This is a genomic window from Halomonas denitrificans, assembly GCA_019800895.1.
In the GTDB taxonomy this organism is placed as follows: Bacteria; Pseudomonadota; Gammaproteobacteria; order Xanthomonadales; family Wenzhouxiangellaceae.
On the sequence record JAHVKF010000001.1, the window covers coordinates 41131 to 55721 of the forward strand.

12 protein-coding genes are annotated in these 14591 nt (G+C 69.3%); 5 read left to right on the plus strand and 7 right to left on the minus strand.

Translation table 11 applies throughout. The annotated features are described in order from the left end of the window. Window positions 1-78: 78 nt before the first annotated feature. Entirely contained in the window at window positions 79-966 is an 888-nt protein-coding gene (locus KUV67_00185; GenBank protein MBY6203293.1) for an acyltransferase, read from the minus strand. A gap of 123 nt (window positions 967-1089) precedes the next feature. On the opposite strand from KUV67_00185, the gene KUV67_00190 reads away from it, so the two are divergent. From KUV67_00190 to KUV67_00200, 3 genes are read left to right on the plus strand one after another with little or no spacing between them, the layout of a single operon-like run. Beyond that, window positions 1090-2271 (plus strand): pyridoxal phosphate-dependent aminotransferase, encoded by a 1182-nt coding sequence (locus tag KUV67_00190; GenBank protein MBY6203294.1) that lies wholly within the window; start codon window positions 1090-1092, stop codon window positions 2269-2271. After that, window positions 2268-2696, plus strand: a complete 429-nt coding sequence (gene arfB / locus KUV67_00195; protein MBY6203295.1) for an aminoacyl-tRNA hydrolase — start codon at window positions 2268-2270, stop codon at window positions 2694-2696. The genes KUV67_00190 and arfB overlap by 4 nt, the downstream gene beginning before the upstream one ends. Further along, window positions 2693-3952: a beta-lactamase family protein gene (locus KUV67_00200; protein MBY6203296.1), complete on the plus strand. Its 1260-nt coding sequence runs from the start codon at window positions 2693-2695 to the stop codon at window positions 3950-3952. The genes arfB and KUV67_00200 overlap by 4 nt, the downstream gene beginning before the upstream one ends. On the opposite strand, the gene KUV67_00205 is transcribed toward KUV67_00200, so the two are convergent. Further along, window positions 3937-4206, minus strand: coding sequence for a hypothetical protein (locus tag KUV67_00205; protein ID MBY6203297.1), 270 nt, complete (start codon window positions 4204-4206; stop codon window positions 3937-3939). The genes KUV67_00200 and KUV67_00205 overlap by 16 nt on opposite strands. Window positions 4207-4256: 50 nt before the next feature. Between KUV67_00205 and KUV67_00210 the strand changes: the two genes are divergently transcribed. Together KUV67_00210 and KUV67_00215 are read left to right on the plus strand one after the other, a co-directional pair. Then, complete coding sequence (locus KUV67_00210) at window positions 4257-4874, plus strand: GNAT family N-acetyltransferase (GenBank protein ID MBY6203298.1); 618 nt, start codon at window positions 4257-4259, stop codon at window positions 4872-4874. Next, entirely contained in the window at window positions 4871-7288 is a 2418-nt protein-coding gene (locus KUV67_00215) for an EAL domain-containing protein (GenBank protein MBY6203299.1), read from the plus strand. The genes KUV67_00210 and KUV67_00215 overlap by 4 nt, the downstream gene beginning before the upstream one ends. Before the next feature lie 13 nt (window positions 7289-7301). Here KUV67_00215 and KUV67_00220 read toward each other — a convergent pair whose 3' ends face one another. From KUV67_00220 to KUV67_00240, 5 genes are read right to left on the minus strand one after another with little or no spacing between them, the layout of a single operon-like run. Then, on the minus strand, window positions 7302-7853 hold the full coding sequence (locus tag KUV67_00220; GenBank protein MBY6203300.1) for a DUF2062 domain-containing protein: 552 nt from the start codon (window positions 7851-7853) through the stop codon (window positions 7302-7304). 6 nt (window positions 7854-7859) lie between these two features. Next, complete coding sequence (locus KUV67_00225; protein MBY6203301.1) at window positions 7860-10043, minus strand: S9 family peptidase; 2184 nt, start codon at window positions 10041-10043, stop codon at window positions 7860-7862. A 7-nt stretch (window positions 10044-10050) separates the two neighbouring features. Continuing rightward, the gene (locus KUV67_00230) at window positions 10051-10398 is read right to left on the minus strand and encodes a hypothetical protein (protein MBY6203302.1); all 348 of its coding nucleotides are present in this window, start codon (window positions 10396-10398) and stop codon (window positions 10051-10053) included. A gap of 7 nt (window positions 10399-10405) precedes the next feature. Beyond that, a complete protein-coding gene (gene lipA / locus KUV67_00235) occupies window positions 10406-11407 on the minus strand; it encodes a lipoyl synthase (GenBank protein ID MBY6203303.1) in 1002 nt (333 codons plus the stop codon). 56 nt (window positions 11408-11463) lie between these two features. Further along, window positions 11464-14568, minus strand: a complete 3105-nt coding sequence (locus KUV67_00240; GenBank protein MBY6203304.1) for a DEAD/DEAH box helicase — start codon at window positions 14566-14568, stop codon at window positions 11464-11466. Window positions 14569-14591: the final 23 nt, after the last annotated feature.

Genomic DNA, 14591 nt, shown 5'->3' on the forward strand with positions numbered 1-14591 from the left:
AGGCAGCCTGCCGACTGCGAAGCAGGCAACAGCTTAGCCGGATCGCGTGCTGGACGCGAGGCGATCGGCCATCGGGCTTCAGGCGCCCCGCTCGGCCCGGACCGCCGCGATCGCCTGGTCCTTGTCGCGCCACAACTCGTTCAACCACTGCTGGAAGCGACGGCGGAATTCCGGGTCGTCCTGGTAGCTGCCGCCGCGCAGCGCGTCGGGAACCGGGAACGAGCGCACGAGGACCACGACTTCGGGAATCTCGCCGGCCATCAGCGCCGGAAGCTCTCCGCCGCCCCGGGGATAGACCAGCGTGACGTCGACGATCGTGTCGATGGCTCCCTGCATCGCGTCGAGCACGAAGGCGATTCCGCCGCCGCGCGGATTGAGCAGGTGTTCGAACGGGGCGTCCTGCCGGGCCTGTTTCGACGGATCGAACCGCGTGCCTTCGACGAAGTTCATCACCGCCACCGGCCGGTCGCGGAACTTCTCGCAGGCCCGGCGCGTGGCCTCGATATCGCGGCCGGCCAGTTCGGGTCGTCGCGCCACCTGCTCCTTCGAATAGCGTTTCATGAACGGGAAGTCCAGGGCCCACCAGGCCAGGCCCAGCACGGGCACCCAGACCAGCTGGCTCTTCAGGAAGAAGCGCAGGAGGGGCAGCCGCCGGTTGAAGACCCGCTGCAGCACCGGGATGTCCACCCAGCTGCGGTGGTTGGCGATGACGAGAAGCTGCCCATCGGGCTGCTCCGGCACATTGCCCCGAAGGATCAGACGGGTGCCGCTGAGGCGGTCGATCATCCAGTTGTTGAAACCGATCCAGCTTTCCGCAATCCGGGTGAGGACCGCAGTGAGCGCGCGCCGCGCTCCGGCGAACGGCAACAGGACCTTGATCAGCGCCAGCAGCAGCAAGGGGGCGCAATGGACCAGGGTATTGAGTCCGAGCAGCGTCGTGGCCACGGAGATTCGGATCCAGCGCATCGATGGCTTCGCGTGCAATCGTTGCCCTATTGTCTCGCATCTCCGCGAGCGGTGCCGCAACCTCGATGGCCCCTCGCTATACTCGTGCCCCTCCCACCCCTACCCGGAGCCCCGAGAACCGCGATGGGCGCGACCCGCATCGACTCCAAGCTGCCCGACGTCGGCACCACGATCTTCGCCGTGATGTCGCAGAAGGCGCAACAACACGATGCGTTGAACCTCGCGCAAGGCTTCCCCGACTTCGCCTGCCCCGAACCGCTGCGCCAGCGCGTCGAGCAGGCCATGGCCGATGGGCACAACCAGTACGCACCGATGCCGGGCCTGCCGCTCTTGCGCGAGCGGATCGCCGAGAAGGTTGCGGCCTGCTACGGCGCCCGGGTCGATCCGGACAGGGAGATCACGGTGACCTGCGGCGCGACCGAGGCGCTGTTCGTTGCGATCCAGGCGACGGTCCGGCCCGGCGACGAGGTGATCGTGTTCGATCCGGCGTACGACAGCTACGAACCGGCCGTGCGCCTGGCCGGCGGTCGCTGCACCCACCTGCCGCTGGTCGCTCCGCACTACGGGATCGACTTCGACCGCCTCGAGGCGGCGATCGGCCCGGACACGCGGATGGTCGTGATCAACAGCCCGCACAACCCGACCGGAGCGGTCCTGGCCGCGGAAGACCTCGATCGGCTGGCCGGCCTGTTGCGCGATTCGGGCTGCTACCTGCTGTCGGACGAAGTGTACGAGCACATCGTCTTCGACGGCGCGGCGCATGCCAGCGTGCTTTCGCACCCCGAACTGCGCGAGCGGAGCTTCGCCGTCTCCTCCTTCGGCAAGACCTATCACACGACGGGATGGAAGATCGGCTACTGCGTCGCGCCGCGTGCGCTGACAACGGAATTCCGCAAGGTGCACCAGTTCGTGACCTTTGCCGTGTCCACGCCGATGCAGCACGCGATCGCCGGGTTCATGGCCGATCCGCGGTTCCATCTCGAGCTGCCGGCCTTCTACCAGGCACGGCGAGATCGATTCCGCACCGGCCTGAAGGGCTCGTCGTGGCACCTGCTGCCCTGCCCGGGCACCTATTTCCAGCTGCTCGACTACAGCGCGATCTCGGAGCGTCCCGACACGGAAATGGCCGACTGGCTGATCGAGACCGCCGGCGTCGCAGCGATCCCGGTCTCGGTCTTTCACGCCGATCGGCGGGACGATCGGGTGCTCCGGTTCTGCTTCGCCAAGACCGACGAAACCCTGGACGCGGCGGTCGATCGGCTCGCCGCGGTCACCGCAACGCCCCGTCGCGGGGCGTCGCCATGAGCGTCGACGCGCCGCGCCCGCGCCACCTGCCGCCGGAGGACGAGCTCGAGGAGAAGTTCATCCGGGCCTCCGGGCCGGGCGGACAGCATGTCAACCGGTCCGAAACCGCGGTCCAGCTGCGCTTCGATGCGCGCGCCAGCAGGTTTCTCACCGATCCGATCCGCGATCGGCTGATCGAGGCGGCCGGGCAGCTCGCCGACCAGGACGGCGTGATCACGATCCGCAGCGAATCGAGCCGGAGCCAGTACCGCAACCGGGTCGAGGCGCGCCGCCGGCTGGCCGCGATGATCGAACGGGCCAGCCGCCCGCCGAAGCGGCGGATCAAGACCCGCCCGTCGCGCGCCCAGCGGGAGAAGCGCTTGTCGGACAAGCGCCACAAGCAGGCGATCCGGCGCCTGCGCAAGCCGCCGCAGGTGGACGAATGACGCCGCGACGGAAACGGTCCGGCCGCCGGAGGGAAACGGCACTCCGATACGCCCTCCTGGCCCTGCTTTGCCTGGGCCCGATGGCGCTGTCCGCGCGGCCGGGGCTGGCCGAAACCGCACTCGACGCGGTGGACTTCGCACCGGCGCTGTCCGAGTTCGAGGACCGCTTCAAGCGCGCGGTGGCCGAGGAGCGGATACCGGGCGCGGCCTGGGTCGTGGTGCACCGCGGGCGGGTGCTCGGTCTCGGCACCTACGGCCACGTCGACCAACGACGCTCGCGGCCGGTCGACCCGGCGACCGTGTTCCGGATCGCGTCGGTCTCGAAGGGCTTCGCGGGCACGCTGGCCGCACTGCTGGCGCACGAGGGGCGGATCGCCCTCGAGGAGCCGATTGCCCCCTACGCGCCGTCCTTCGGCTACCGGGGGCCGGGCTCCGAGCGACTGACGATCCAGGACGTCCTCGGCCAGCGGTCGGGCTTCGTGCCGAACGCCTACGACAACCTGATCGAGGCCGGGCGCTCGCGCCGGGAGATCTATCCGCGCTTTTCCGAGATCGAGCCGATCTGCCCGCCCGGGGCGTGCTACAGCTACCAGAACAGCGTGTTCAGCCTGGTCGAGGAGGTCGTCGAACAGGCGACCTCGGTCCCCTATCCAACGCTGGTCCGCCAGCGCCTGTTCGAGCCGCTGGGCATGCAGCGGGCGTCGATCGGCTACGACGCGTTCATGGCGGTCGAGAACCGTGCCCTGCCCCACCTGAAGACCCGCAGCGGCTGGCAACAGGCCGCCCCGCGCAGGACCTACTACCAGGTCAGCTCGGCCGCCGGGGTCAATGCCAGCGTGGTCGACATGGCCCAGTGGGCGATCGCCATGCTCGGCCACCGCCCGGACGTGGTCCCCGTACCGGTCATTCGGGACGTTCTGACACCGCGCGTGCGGACAGCGCGCGAGCTGCGCAACCGTCACTGGCGGGGCGTGCTCGACGACGCCCACTACGGCCTGGGCTGGCGCATCTATCGAATCGACGGTCGCGAGCTGGCGATCCACAGCGGCTGGCTGGCCGGCTACCGTGCCGAGATCGCCCTGTCGCACGAACTCGATCTCGGACTGGTGCTTCTGATGAACGCCGAATCGCGCGCGGTCGGTGAACTCGACCGGGCGTTCTGGGACGCGGCCCTCGTGGCCGGACGCGAGTCCAAAGCCGTGGACGGGATCGGAGCGGTGCCGATCGGATCGGCCGGCGATCAACCGGCGGACTGATCCGGGCACTGCGCAAGCAGCGCGCGATGGAGCGATTCGAACAGGATGCACCGGCGATCGGCATCCTCGACCTCTCCAGCCGCACCGCCGAGACGCGATCGCTTCGCCAGTTCGCGGTAGCGTTCGGCCCGGTTCCTAAGGCGCATGCGGAGTGCCGGATCACCGCCCGCTCCGGCCTCGATCGCAGCGCGTGCCCGTGCGACCAGGCGCCGCTCCGCGGGATCGAGCACGGGGTCCGGAACGGTATCGCTCATGGGCCGACCCTGCCGTAGGCGTTGGTGGAATGCCGTGGCATGATACCGGCATGAGTCCGGGGCGCGGTCGCGGAGGCAGCTATCGATTCGAGCGGTTTCCGCTCGGACGCCCGTGGTGCGAGGCGGTCCGGCTGGACGACGGACGCAGGCTGCTGATCCGGCCGATCGAGCCGGCCGACGCCGACCGCCTCCGCAGTTCCTTCCGGGAATTGACACCCGCCGAAATCCGCTTTAGGTTCTTTCATCCGATCAAGGAGTTGTCTCCGGAATTTGCGAAGTCGCTGAGCACGCTCGACCCCGCTCGCGCGTTCGCACTGGTGGTGACCGAAGCCCGCCCGCCGAACGAGGCGCGAATCGGTGCGGTCGCGCGGGCGGCGATCGACGAGGTCGGAATTTCCGGCCCGGTCGACGGGAACGACCGCTCGGCCGAATTTGCGCTGACCGTCGGGCGAGAACTCGGTGGTGTCGGGCTCGGACGGTACCTGCTGACCCGCATCATCGAGTGGTGCCGGAAGAAGCGTCTGGCCGCCGTCTACGGCCGGGTCATGGTGGAGAACGAGCGGATGCTGGAGTTGGCCCGACAACTGGGGTTCGACTGTCTGGAGGAGCCCGATGCGCCGGGCGTCGTTCACGTGCGGCTCCGGCTTTCGGCGGGGCGCGAACGATGACGGGGCGCGGACGCCGGCGTCGCCTGTTCAATCGATCGCGGGCCGCGCTGCGCGTGGCCCCGGTCATCGCCCTGGTGCTGGTCCTGGCGGCTGCCGGCGGCGGCACCGCGGTCGTCGTGCTTGACCTGATGTCGGGCGCAAGAGCGTTCGTGGCCGGCGAGAGCCTGTGGTCGCGCGCCCAGCAGGACGTGGTCTTCCACCTCGATCGCTATGCGGAGACCGGCAGCCCCGATGACCTACGGACCGCACGCGAGCGACTTCGCGTCCCGCTTGCGGTCCGCGAAGCACGTCGCGCGCTCGATGCCTCGCCACAGGAACTCCAGCGCGCTCGTGCAGGCTTCCTGGACGGCGGAAACCACCCGGAGGACGTGGAACGGCTGATCCGCTTGCATCGGCACCTGGAGCGCAGTTCATCGCTGCGCCTCGCCTGGTCGATCTGGCGCGAGAGCGACACCTGGATCCTGCGCCTGGAGCGACTGGCCGACGAACTCGAGACGCTCTGGAACCAGCCGGGCCGCTCGTCGACGATGCTGAGCTCGGTGCGCGACGAACTCGCGCTGATCGACCGCAACCTGGAACGCGAGGCGGCCCGCTTTTCGGCGGCCATCGGGCGGGCGGCGCGGGAACTCGTCGATCGGGCCCGCGGGATCGCGCTGACCGCGGTCGTCGTGGTCGCACTCCTGCTGCTGCTCGCGATGGCCTGGGCGGTCCGCGGGATGCGGCGATCGGAAACCCGGTTCTGGACCACCTTCGAGAAAGCGCCGGTCGGCATGGCGCTGATCGACCGAGACAGCACCCTGGTCGAAGTCAATGACGCCCTGTGCCGATTGCTGCGTCGCGAATCCGGTGAATTGCGCGGCCGGCCCCTCAGCCACTTTTCCCATGCCGAGGACCGGACCGCACTGCGGAAGTTCGTCGCCGACGGCGCAACCGACGAGGGCGCGCACGGGGACCTGGAAAGCCGTTACCTCGGCCCGGACGGGGAAAGCGTCTGGGGCAAGCTTTCGCTCGCCCGGCTCCATGCCGCGTCGGAAGGCCGGGGCAAGCGCGACCTGCAGGTCGTGGTCCTGGAAGACATCTCGGAACCGCACCGGCTGGCTGGAGAACTGGCCTACCAGGCGGCCCACGATCAGCTCACGGGTCTGCCGAACCGGCGCGAGTTCGAGCGACAGTTGAACCGCGTCCTGCACTCGGTGGCCCACCGTGGTGGACAGCATGCGCTGTGCCTCGTCGATCTCGACCAGTTCAAGGTCGTCAACGATTCCTTCGACCACCTGGCCGGTGATGCGCTGCTCGTGCGCCTGACCGAGCGAGTCCAGGAGTGCCTGCGCGAGATGGACCTGCTCGCGCGTCTCGACGGCGACGAGTTCGGGGTGCTGTTGATGGACTGCCCGGTCGATCTCGCGAACGACGTTGCCGAACGCATCCGCGAAACGATCGCCGCCTTCGAGTTCCACTGGGAGGAGCGCCCGATCACGATCAGCGCCAGCATCGGATTGGTGCCGATCCACTCGGGCAATCACGACGCGGCGGTCCTTCTGCAGCAGGTCAACATCGCCTGCCATGAAGCCAAGGAACAGGGCCGCAATCGGCTGCAGGTCCACTCCGAAGAGCGGTCGTCCTCGCGACGGCGTCACGCCGAAATGAGCTGGGTGCACCGGATCAACCAGGCGTTGTCGCGGGGACGCTTGCGCTTCCACGGCCAGTTGATCAAACCGTTGAACGGCGACCGCTATCGCTGCGAACTGCTGCTGCGGCTGCGGGGCGACGACGACGAACTGCACACGGCAAGCCAGTTCATGGAGGCGGCGGAACGCTTCCACATCGCGCGGACCGTCGATCGTTGGGTCATCGACAACGTGCTCGACGAAATCCGCGCCTTCGAATGCCGCGACGACCGGATTCACGCCTGGCACATCAACCTGTCCGGTCAGTCCGTCGACTGCGCCACCGTGCTGCCCGGCCTGATCGAGCGAATCCGCTCGCGCGGCGTGCCGCCGGAAAAGCTGTGCTTCGAGATCACCGAATCGGCCGCGATCACCAGCCTCGAGGGGGCGCGCGAATTCTTCACCGCACTGCGCGACCTTGGCTGCCAGATCGCGCTCGATGACTTCGGAAAGGGACTGTCGACCTTCGATTACCTGAAGCAGCTACCGGTCGACCTGGTCAAGATCGACGGCGGCTTCGTGCGCGAGCTGGCCCACAGCGAACTGGATCACGCCATGGTGCGCTCGGTTCACGAGATTGCGCGGGTCGCCGGACTGGAAACGATTGCCGAGTCGGTCGAGAGCGTCGAGGTGCTGATCCGTCTCAAGCAGATCGGTATCGATTATCTCCAGGGCCACATCATCCACAACCCCGTGCGGCTGCGCGAGCTGGTGCTGCCCGGCAGCGAGATCGAGAGCCCGGTCTGAACGCGGCGGCCGATCAGGCCCTGGGTTCCCGATCGGATGCCGGTCGTTCCTGGCCCGGAGCCTTCCGGATCGGCAGGTGCAGCCCGAGCCGCCGCCAGAGCCAGAGGAAGCCGAAATAGCCCACGATCGCCGCCGGGATGGCGACCCCCATGCTCCCGATCAGCGTTGCGACCGTTTCCTCGGCGATCGCGTCGCCCAGGGTTCTCGATGCCGCCCGCGGCATCGGGAGCCAGGACATCATCCACTGGCCCAGGCGATTGAACCCGTAGTACAGCGGGGCCATGGTCACGGGATTGCTGACGAACGAAACGACGAACGCCGCCGGGAAATTGGCTCGAAACGCGAGTGACCCGACGATCATCATCGCGGTCTGGATGCCGACCGTCGGCGTCAGTCCGACGAACAGGCCCAACGACACGCCGCGGGCCAGCGCGAACTCGTCGAAGTGCAGACTGCCGCCGCGCTCGAGCAGCGCCGTCACTCGTGGGTGGCGGGCGAGCCAGGCTCGGATGCGCCCGCGGTGCTGGCGCGAACCCTGCAGGAACTTGAGCCGCAGCCAGCGCATGGCGCCCTACTCGCCCAGACCGGCCAGGTCGAGCACGAAGGCGTACTCCTTCGCCCGGGTTTCCAGGCGCCCGTAGCGGCCGGACCGGCCGCCGTGGCCTGCCTCCAGGTCCACCGCGAGCAACAAGGGATTCGCGTCCGTCTTGCGGTGCCGCAGGCGGGCCACCCACTTGACCGGCTCCCAGTACTGGACCTGTGAGTCCCAGAGCCCTGCGGTCACCAGCATGGGTGGGTAATCGCGCCGCTGCACGTTGTCGTACGGCGAGTACGACAGCATGTACCGATACACCTCGGGTTGCCTCGGATCGCCCCACTCGGAGAACTCGAAGCTGGTCAAGGGAATCGATTCGTCGAGCATGGTCGTGACCACGTCGACGAACGGCACGGCAGCGACGATGCCGGCGTAGCGGTCCGGGGCCATATTGGCCACCGCGGCGACCAGCAGCCCGCCCGCGCTCGCGCCGGAAGCGAACACGCGATCGGCATCGACCAGCCGCTCGTCGACCAGGTGCCGGGTCACGTCGATGAAGTCGGTGAAGCTGTTCCGCTTGTTCAGCAGCCGCCCCTGCTCGTACCAGTCGCGCCCCAGTTCCTGGCCGCCCCGTACGTGGGCGATCGCGAACACCATCCCGCGATCGAGCAGGCTGAGGCGCTCCGCGGAGAAGCCGGGCTCTTCCGAGCGGCCGTAGGCACCGTAGGCCGTCTGGAGCAGGGGCGCCGTTCCGTCCAGCGGCGTGTCCTCGTGCCAGGCCAGCGAAACCGGGATGGCCGTACCGTCTCGCGCCGTCGCCCACAGTCGCCGGACCCGGTAGTCCCCCGAATCGAACCCGCCACCGACATCGAACCGGTTGATCAGGCGCCGAACGCCGCTGTCCAGGTCCAGTTCCCAGGTCGTCTGCGGCGTGGTCGGCGAGGTGTAGACGTATTGCACACGTCGCCGCGTCGGGTCCGGGTTGCGTCCGAGCTGCACGACATGAACGTCCTCGTCGAATTCGATCCGCCGGTCGCCCTGCCCGGCGAAGTCCAGCACCCGGATCCTGCGCTGCCCGTCGGACCGTTCGGCGAAGGCCAGGAAGGTCTCGAAGGGATCGAATTCGGCGATGAACACCTGGTCCCGATGGCCGACCAGTTCGGTCCACGACGACGGTCGGTCGTGGCCGTCCGGACCGGCCCGCATGATGCGGAAGTTCGGCGCATCGCGATTGGTCCGGATGAACCAGTGGTCACCGACGTGATCGGCCTGGTATCGGTGCCCCGGTGACCGGGAGAGGAACACCCGGAGTTCCGCATCGGACGCCGACCCGTCGATGAAGCGCAGTTCGCTGCTGTCGGTGGACTCCAGCTCGACGAGGTTGTAGCGACCCGATCGGCTCCGTCCGACCGTCGCCCGGAACGCGGTGTCGGCCTCGGTGTACACGGTCGATACCCGGCCGGGTCCGGGATCCAGGCGCCGGACTCGGAACGCGCGCAGGGTCTGCGGGTCGTTCTCGACCATCAGGATCGTCCGGCCATCCGGGCTCCAGCTGGCCGACGAGATTCCGTCGATTCCGGGGTCGTGTAGCTCGCCGGTCTCGAGGTCGCGGATCCGTAGCCTGAACTGACGGCCGGTACGGGTACCCTCCAGCCAGAGCAGGCGCGTGCCGTCCGGGCTGATGTCCCAGCCGGCAAGACGGAACTGCGAATGCGCCCTGGCGAGGCGATGGCCGTCGAGGAGAATTTCCTCCGGCGCCGCCAGGCTGCCCCGGCGTCGGGCCAGCACCGGATGATCGGCGCCCGGCGCATAGCGGGTGTAGTACCAGTAGCCGTCCCGGTGGAACGGAGCCTCCCGGTGCTCGGCGGGGACCCGGTTCGCCAGTTCGGTTTCGAGCGTGCCGACCAGCGGCGCCAGTCGGGCCAACGCCCGGGCCGTGTGTGCGTTTTCCGCCCGGATCAGTTCGAGCACCCGAGCGTCCTGCCGGCGATCGTCGCGAATCCAGTAGTAGGGATCGCTGCGATCGCCGCCGGGGGCGCGTACGACGTGGGCTTCCCGCTCGGCCGCCGGTGGCGAGGATCGAAAATCGGAATCGGAGCCGCTGCATGCAACGATCGACGCGGTCGCCGCGATCAGCAGCAGTCGGGCCAGATACCCGGTCTCGTGACGCGTCTCTGAAGGTCTGACAGCACTCGTGTGCCGGCGTGGGTGCCTCGCCATGCCCGCATCAGCTCGCTGGCGTCTGCTCGAACAGGCCGGCGAGTAGCGCATCGTGGAACGCGTCCGGGTCGTCGCCGCGGTACAGGCCCAGCCGTCGGGCGTGCTCGAAGAAACCCGGGGCCGGTCGGCCGTTCCGTACCCGGCTGACGACCAGCGCGGCGGCCGATGGTCTGCCGGCGGCTGCATCCGCTTCGAACAGTCCTTCGACCAGCGCGGTGACGCGGTGGATGCGATGCGGTGCTTCGACCCGGAGCGCATCGGCGACTTCGCGGTAGGTCAGCGTGCGACGTTCCTGCCGGGCCTGCTCCAGCATCGCCCGGAGGCGTTCGACCTCGTCGGCAGCCGGCACGGTCATCGGGCGCTCATTCCAGCCCGCAGTTGTTCTTCTCGAGGACTCGCTCGGCCCGGTAGCTCGATCGCACCAGCGGTCCCGAAACGACTTCCAGGAAGCCCTTCTCGAGACCGATCTCGCGAAACCGGCGGAACGTGTCCGGGGTCACGTAGCGGTCCACCGGCAGGTGATTCATCGTCGGACGCAGGTACTGGCCGAAGGTGACGATATCGACGCCGATCGATCGCAGGTCGTCCATGCATTCGATCACCTCGTCGTCGGTTTCGCCGAGGCCGAGCATGAGGCTGGTCTTGGTCAGCACCTCCGGGCGGTGACGCTTGGCGTGGGCCAGCACATCGAGGGTCTGCTCATAGGATGCGCGTGGATCGCGCACCGGGTGGGTCAGTCGGCGGACCGTCTCGACATTCTGAGCGAAGACTTCGAGCCCCGAGTCGACCACGGTCTCGACACAGGCGTGGCGCCCCTGGAAATCCGGCGTCAGCGCTTCCACGGCGGTGTTCGGGTTGGATTTCTTGATTGCGCGGATGCAGGCGGCATAGTGCCCCGCCCCGCCGTCCGGCAGGTCGTCGCGATCGACGGACGTCAGCACGATGTATCGCAGGTCCATCAAGCGGACCGACTCGGCCGCATTGGCCGGCTCGTCGGCGTCCAGCCATCCGCGCGGATTGCCGGTATCGACGGAGCAGAAGCGGCAGGCGCGCGTGCAGACATCGCCCATCAACATGATCGTCGCCGTGCCGGCGCTCCAGCACTCACCGATGTTCGGACACTTCGATTCGGCGCAGACCGTGGCCAGTGCATGCTTGCTGACGTTGGCCTTGACGTCTTCGTACTTGCCGCCGGACGGCAAACGCACCCGCAGCCAATCGGGCTTGCGGCCGATCGGCTCGGGCGCGGCGTCGCGACGGGCCTTGATGCCGTCACGGATCGCGGTGAACCCCTGGGGCTTGCGCACCTTTTCACCGCTTTTCACGGTAATCGGGATCGGGCTTCCTGCGGAGACCTCGGGCATGGATGAACTCACTTCGAATCAACCGCTCATTGTATCGGATTCGTCGCGTGCGTCCGTCAAGCCGGCTCCGTCCCCGCCGATGCCGCACGCCGCGCAACGACGTGGTCCGAGCGCTTCGAGCCGGTCCCTGCGCTCGACGAAGCGCCGGTCGGGGCCTCGTCCCGTCGCGGGCACGGCGAACCGCCGGAACCCGGGGTCGACGGCAATGCCGATGGCCAGCCCAGGCCCAGCCGGCTCCGGCGCCTGTTCAGCTCGCGAAACGCGTCGCGCCGGGCCTTGTCGCAGGCCGGAACCAGCGCGTCGGACACCCAGGGCGACGGAACGAGATCGGGCCAGGCCCGTCGCACCAGCCCGAGCCGGTCCAGGCGGACCCACAGCTGCGGCTTGCCGTCGCCGAAACGCAGGGCGACGGCGCGGCGCTGACGAACCAGTTCCGAGAAGCGGCGCGTCCAGCCCCCGGCCCGGCACGACCCGGCCATCCCCACGCCCCGCTCGCCTTCGCGCACGGTCAGGAAACCCGCGGTACCCAGCAGTTTCTCGAGCGCGTCGCAGCGGTCGTCGAGCGTCGGCCGGAACGAGGCGTCTCGCTCGCGCGTGGGCCGATCCGCGGGCAGGGGACGGGCCGTTTCAGCGGCCACCCCACGGGAACCGGGCGGCGTTCGGCCAGGGCCGGCGCCGGCGCGTCCCGGCACCGGCTCGAAGCTCCGGGTGCGGCGTTCTTCGGCGGCCGCCTCGTCGAGGAAGCTGTGGCGCGGCGCGTGGATCAGGCCCTCGGCGAGTACCGAGGGCCGATCGAGATCGACCGCATGGACGGCCATACGGCCCTGTTCGACCGCTTCGAGCAGCGTGGTGAGGCCGTCCAGGTCCATGTAGTCGTGCAGGCAATCATCGAGGGCCTGGTGGACCAGCGGATGATCGGGCACTTCGCGCGGCCCGGCAAGGTTTTCCAGGCAGGCCAGCTGGTCCGGAAACACCTGCGCGACCAGGTTCTCGGTGCGGCTCCGCTGCTGTTGAGCGGGCACCGGGCCGGCTGCGTCCACGCGCGGCAGGACCAGCGCCGTATTGGCGGCCCAGCGGAAGCGGGTCAGGAACAGCGGCGTGTCGAGCAGTGCCTGGGTCAACACGGCCCGCACGTTCGAAGCGCGGACGAACCCGACCACGTCGGCGACCTCGAAGTCGCTCGTCACGCCCAGCGAGATCAGCACGCCGTCGTCGGTCGCTGCGGCCTGGAGTTCGAAGTTGAACTGCCGACAGAAGCGCTTGCGCAGGGCCAGGCCCCAGGCACGGTTCACTCTCGCCCCGGCCAGCGTATGCAGCACCAGGTGGCGGTCGCCGTTCGGGTCGAGGAAGCGCTCGACGACCAGTCGATCGGGCGCGGGCAGCGCACCCAGGGCGGCTTCTGCTTCGGCCAGCCATCGCTGCGTTTCCGGACGGCGCGATCCCCGCTCGATCGCCTTGAGCATCGACCGGCTGACCGCGTCGGTGCGTCCGGCGCCTTCGCCGAACCAGAACGGCAGCGCGGCGGCCGGTTCGTCCTCGGCCGGCTCGACCTCGACCCGGCCGCAGCGCACGCGGAGAATCCGGAAGGCGCGATGGCCGAGCTGGATGACCTGACCGGGCGAGGACTCGAAGGCGAACTCCTCGTCGAGCCGGCCGACCGCCTCACCGGCGACCACGTCCATGACCGTGTACTCGAACCACTCGGGAATCGTGCCGGCGTTTGCGAGTACGCGCTGTCGGGCTCCCGGCGGCACGACCAGCCGATCGTCCCCGGCGCGCAGCAGCCAGGTCGTGCGCTGGGCCGCAGGCAGCCCGACGCCCGCGTCCACCAGCACCTCGACGACCTTCGCCAGCGACTCGCGCGTCAGCGAACGCCACGGCCACGCTCGCCGGATTCGATCCAGCGCGGCGTCGATCGAATCGACGCCGTCGGCGGCGACCATGGCGACCAGCTGCTGGGCCAGCACGTCGCGATAACCCGGGCTGGCCGTCAGTCGATCCATCGCGCCCGCGCGCAGTGCGTCCTCGACGGCTTCGACTTCGAGCAGCTGGTGGCGCGTCAGCGGGAACCAGTGCAGCACCGACCGCTGCCCCGGGCGGTGGCGGCTGCGCCCGGCACGCTGACGCAGCGCGTTCAGGCCGCCCGGCGAGCCGAGCTGAGCCACCCGCTCGATGGTGCCGAGGTCGAGGCCGAGTTCCAGCGAAGCGCTGCCGACCAGCACGTCCAGGCGGCCCTCGCGGAACCGGGCCTCGACGTCCGTCCGGCAGGCACTGTCCAGGCTGCCGTGGTGGGCCCCGACGCGCTCGTGGCCGAGCCGCTCTCCGAGCGCGAGGGCGGTCCGCTCGACCTGCGCCCGGGTCTGGCAGAACACCAGCAGGCCGCCGTCGCGCCCGGCCAGCGTGGCCAGCCGTTCGTGGATCGCCTCCCACAGCGCGGTGCCCGCGTAGGCGCCGAGCGCGGGCCCGGGCCGCTCGACGATCAACCGCGGCGCTTGATCGCGGTTCGTCTCGGGCGCGATCACCTCGACCCGCTCTTCGCCGCCCAGCCAGCACGCGAGTGCATCGACCGGTTCGGCGGTCGCCGACAGTCCGATCCGGTGCACGGCTCGACCGCACAGCACGTCGAGGCGGGCGAGACTGAGCGCCAGGTGTGCGCCACGTCGACCGGGGGCCAGGGCGTGCACTTCGTCGACGACGACGGTTTCCAGGGTCCGGAGCATCCGCCGTCCGCTCGGGGAACCGAGCAGGACGAAGAGCGTCTCCGGAGTCGTGCTCAGGACCTCCGGTGGGCGGCGCACCTGGGCGCGCCGGTCGGCAACCGGCGTGTCACCGCAGCGCAGGTCGCGTCGGACCGGCCGGCCGCGCAATTCGCCGGCGGCGTCGAGCAGCGGCCCCAGGTTGTTCAGCATGTCCCGTGCCAGCGCCTTGAGCGGAGCGATGTGCAGGGCCCGGACGCCCCGGACCGCGTCCGGCCGATCGACCAGACGCTCGGCCACGGGCCGCCATGCAGCCAGGCTCTTGCCCTGTCCGGTACCGGCGATCAGCAAGGCGTGGCGGCCGCTCCGGAGCGCCGGCCAGGCCTGTTGCTGGATCGGCGTCGGGGCCCCCACGGCCTCGGCGAACCAGGCATCGAACTGGGCGACGGCGGAAAACAGGGTCATGGGGGCAGGATCGGTGGCGGCGT